We start from the raw sequence: 3,489 nt of genomic DNA on the forward strand, positions 1-3,489 counted from the left end.
GGCTCTGCCCGTCCCCGCCTCACCGTCTTGTCCGGGCCGTCCGGCGTTGGCAAGTCCAGCGTCCTGGCGGAGCTGCGCAGGCAGCAGCCCGACGTCTACTTCTCCGTCTCGGCGACCACCAGGAAGCCGAGGCCGGGCGAGGTCGACGGGGTGCACTACCACTTCGTCGACCACGAGAAGTTCCAGCAGATGGCGGACGCCGGCGAGTTCCTCGAACACGCCGAGTTCGCCGGGAACCGCTACGGAACCCCTCGCAGGCCCGTCGAAGAAGCCCTGGCCGCAGGCCGTCCCGCCCTGCTCGAGATCGAGCTGCAGGGCGCCAGGCAGGTCAGGGTGGCGATGCCGGAAGCCCAGCTGGTCATGCTGATGCCCCCGTCCTGGGAGCACCTGGTCGACCGGCTGACCGGCAGAGGAACCGAACATCCGGACGTCGTCGAACGCCGCCTCGAGATCGCTCGCGAGGAGCTGGCGGCCGAGAAGGAGTTCGACGAGGTCGTCGTGAACGCCGACGTGCAGTCGGCCGCCGCCGACTTGCTATCCTTGATGGTCGGACCACGAATTCCAGGAGTCTGAAAGTGATCACCCACACCGAGCTCGGTCACCTGACCGGTTCCCCGGAGGGCATCACCAACCCGCCGATCGACGACCTGCTGGAGCAGGTGAGCTCGAAGTACGCGTTGGTGATCTACGCAGCGAAGCGTGCCCGCCAGATCAACGACTACTACGCGCAGCTCGGCGAGGGCCTGCTCGAGTACGTCGGCCCGCTCGTCGAGCCGGGCCCGCGCGAGAAGCCGCTGTCGATCGCGCTCCGCGAGATCCACGCCGGTCTGCTCGAGCACACCGAAGGCGAGTAGGGAGCGGGGGCGACGCCCTCGCGACACAGCCGGGGCCACCCCCGGACCCCAGCGGGGTTCCTCCTCGCGGAGGCGTGACCCTGGCCGGTCGTTCCTCTCAGGAGAACCTTTGAACCCCGCTGCACCCGACGTTGATGCCCCTGCCAAGCCCAGGATCGTGCTGGGCGTCGGCGGGGGCATCGCCGCGTACAAGGCCTGTGAGGTCCTGCGCCGCCTGACCGAGTCGGGTCACTCCGTGCGGGTCGTCCCCACCGAGGGCGCGCTCAAGTTCGTCGGCGCCGCCACGTTCGAGGCGCTGTCCGGCCAGGTCGTGTCCGCCGACCCGTTCGACGACGTGCACGAGGTGCCGCACGTCAAGCTCGGCCAGAACGCCGACCTCGTCGTCGTCGCGCCCGCGACGGCCAACCTGATCGCGAAGGCAGCGCACGGCCTCGCCGACGACCTGCTGACCAACACCCTGCTGACCGCGCGCTGCCCGGTCCTGCTGGTGCCCGCGATGCACACCGAGATGTGGGAGCACCCGGCCACCCGGCACAACGTGGCGCTGCTGCGCAGCCGCGGCGTGGTCGTCGCGGAGCCCGCGTCCGGCCGGCTCACGGGCAAGGACACCGGCAAGGGCCGCCTCCCGGACCCCGCCGAGATCGTCGAACTGGCCCGCCTGCTCCTCGTGCGGCCCGGCGCGCTGCCGCGGACGCTGGAGGGCGTGCACGTCGCGATCTCCGCCGGGGGCACGCGGGAACCACTCGATCCGGTCCGGTTCCTCGGCAACCGGTCGTCCGGGAAGCAGGGATTTGCACTCGCTCGGGTGGCCGCGCACCGCGGTGCGAGGGTCACCCTGGTGGCGGGGAACACCGCAGACCTCGGCACGCCGCCGGGCGTCGAGCTCGTCAGGGTCGGTTCGGCGCTGGAGCTGCGGGACGCCATGCACGCGGTCGCGGCGGACGCCGACGTGGTCGTGATGGCCGCCGCGGTGGCCGACTTCCGGCCCGTCTCGCTCACCGGTCACAAGATCAAGAAGACCGACGCCGACCCCGACCCGATCGCGCTGACGAAGAACCCCGACATCCTCGCGGAACTCGTTTCCGCACGTCGGGAGGGGCAGGTCATCGTCGGTTTCGCCGCGGAGACCGGCGACGACACCACGTCCGTGCTCGACTACGGCCGCGCCAAGCTCCGCCGCAAGGGCTGCGACCTCCTGGTGGTGAACGCGGTCGGCGACGGGGTGGCGTTCGAGCAGGACGACAACGCCGGCTGGCTGCTCGCCGCAGACGGCGCCGAGACCCCTATACCGCACGGGCCGAAAACTCAAGTGGCGTCCGAGGTGTGGGACGCGGTTACCGTTCGCTTGCCCGAGTCTCAGTAGTATTTTCTCCAGTCCAACCCGCTACGAAGGAGTGTCCGTGAGCCAGCACAGCAGCAGGCTGTTCACGAGTGAGTCGGTGACCGAGGGACACCCGGACAAGATCTGCGACGCGATCAGCGACTCGATCCTGGACGCGTTGCTGGCCAAGGACCCGCGCTCCCGCGTCGCCGTGGAGACGCTGGTGACCACGGGCCAGGTCCACGTCGCGGGTGAGGTCACCACCGAGGCTTACGCGGACATCCCCACGATCGTCCGCGAGAAGATCCTGGAGATCGGCTACGACTCGTCCGCGAAGGGCTTCGACGGCCACTCGTGCGGCGTGAACGTCGCCATCGGTGCGCAGTCCCCGGACATCGCGCAGGGCGTCGACACGGCGTTCGAGGAGCGCGTCGAGGGTGCCGCCGACGAGATCGACAAGCAGGGCGCCGGCGACCAGGGCCTGATGTTCGGCTACGCGTGCACCGACACGCCCGAGCTCATGCCGCTGCCGATCGCGCTGGCCCACCGCCTGTCGCGCCGCCTGACCGCGGTCCGCAAGGACGGCACCGTCCCGTACCTGCGCCCGGACGGCAAGACCCAGGTCACCATCGAGTACGCGGGTGACCAGCCCGTGCGCCTCGACACGGTCGTCATCTCCACGCAGCACGCCGACGGCATCGACCTGGAGAAGCTGCTGGGCGTCGACCTGCGCGAGCACGTCGTGGCTCCCGAGCTGGCCGAGCTGAGCCTCGACACGAGCGACGTCCGCCTGCTCACCAACCCGACCGGCCGCTTCGTCATCGGCGGCCCGATGGGCGACGCGGGCCTGACCGGCCGCAAGATCATCGTCGACACCTACGGCGGCATGGCTCGCCACGGTGGTGGCGCGTTCTCCGGCAAGGACCCGTCGAAGGTCGACCGCTCCGCCGCGTACGCGATGCGCTGGGTCGCCAAGAACACCGTGGCCGCCGGTCTCGCCACCCGCGTCGAGGTCCAGGTGGCCTACGCGATCGGCAAGGCCGCGCCCGTGGGCCTGTTCGTGGAGACGTTCGGCACCGAGACCGTGGACCCGCAGAAGATCCAGCAGGCCATCACCGAGGTGTTCGACCTCCGGCCCGCCGCGATCATCCGCGACCTCGACCTGCTGCGCCCGATCTACGCGCCCACCGCCGCGTACGGGCACTTCGGGCGCACCGACGTCGACCTGCCCTGGGAGTCGACGGACCGGGCCGAGGCCCTCCGCACCGCGGCCGGCGCCTGAGCCCTCCTGGTTGCAGCCACACGGCCCGCCTC

The 3,489-nt window shown here is 70.6% G+C and carries 4 protein-coding genes; all 4 read left to right on the forward strand.

Features of this window, described 5'->3' with window-relative positions; genetic code table 11:
- Positions 1 to 573, forward strand: a 573-nt coding sequence (gene gmk / locus ACFWGZ_RS40240) for a guanylate kinase (protein ID WP_382456842.1), incomplete at its 5' end; no start/stop codon positions are given.
- Between the two features lie 2 nt (positions 574 to 575).
- Positions 576 to 854 carry a DNA-directed RNA polymerase subunit omega gene (gene rpoZ, locus ACFWGZ_RS40245; RefSeq protein WP_045313812.1) on the forward strand — a complete coding sequence of 93 codons (279 nt, stop codon included), beginning with the start codon at positions 576 to 578 and terminating at the stop codon, positions 852 to 854.
- A gap of 109 nt (positions 855 to 963) precedes the next feature.
- Positions 964 to 2,217, forward strand: coding sequence for a bifunctional phosphopantothenoylcysteine decarboxylase/phosphopantothenate--cysteine ligase CoaBC (gene coaBC / locus ACFWGZ_RS40250; RefSeq protein WP_382456843.1), 1,254 nt, complete (start codon positions 964 to 966; stop codon positions 2,215 to 2,217).
- Between the two features lie 37 nt (positions 2,218 to 2,254).
- Positions 2,255 to 3,457 (forward strand): methionine adenosyltransferase, encoded by a 1,203-nt coding sequence (gene metK / locus ACFWGZ_RS40255; RefSeq protein ID WP_382456844.1) that lies wholly within the window; start codon positions 2,255 to 2,257, stop codon positions 3,455 to 3,457.
- The last annotated feature ends 32 nt before the right edge of the window (positions 3,458 to 3,489 follow it).

Source organism: Lentzea sp. NPDC060358 (assembly GCF_042725365.1).
Classification (GTDB): Bacteria; Actinomycetota; Actinomycetes; order Mycobacteriales; family Pseudonocardiaceae; genus Lentzea.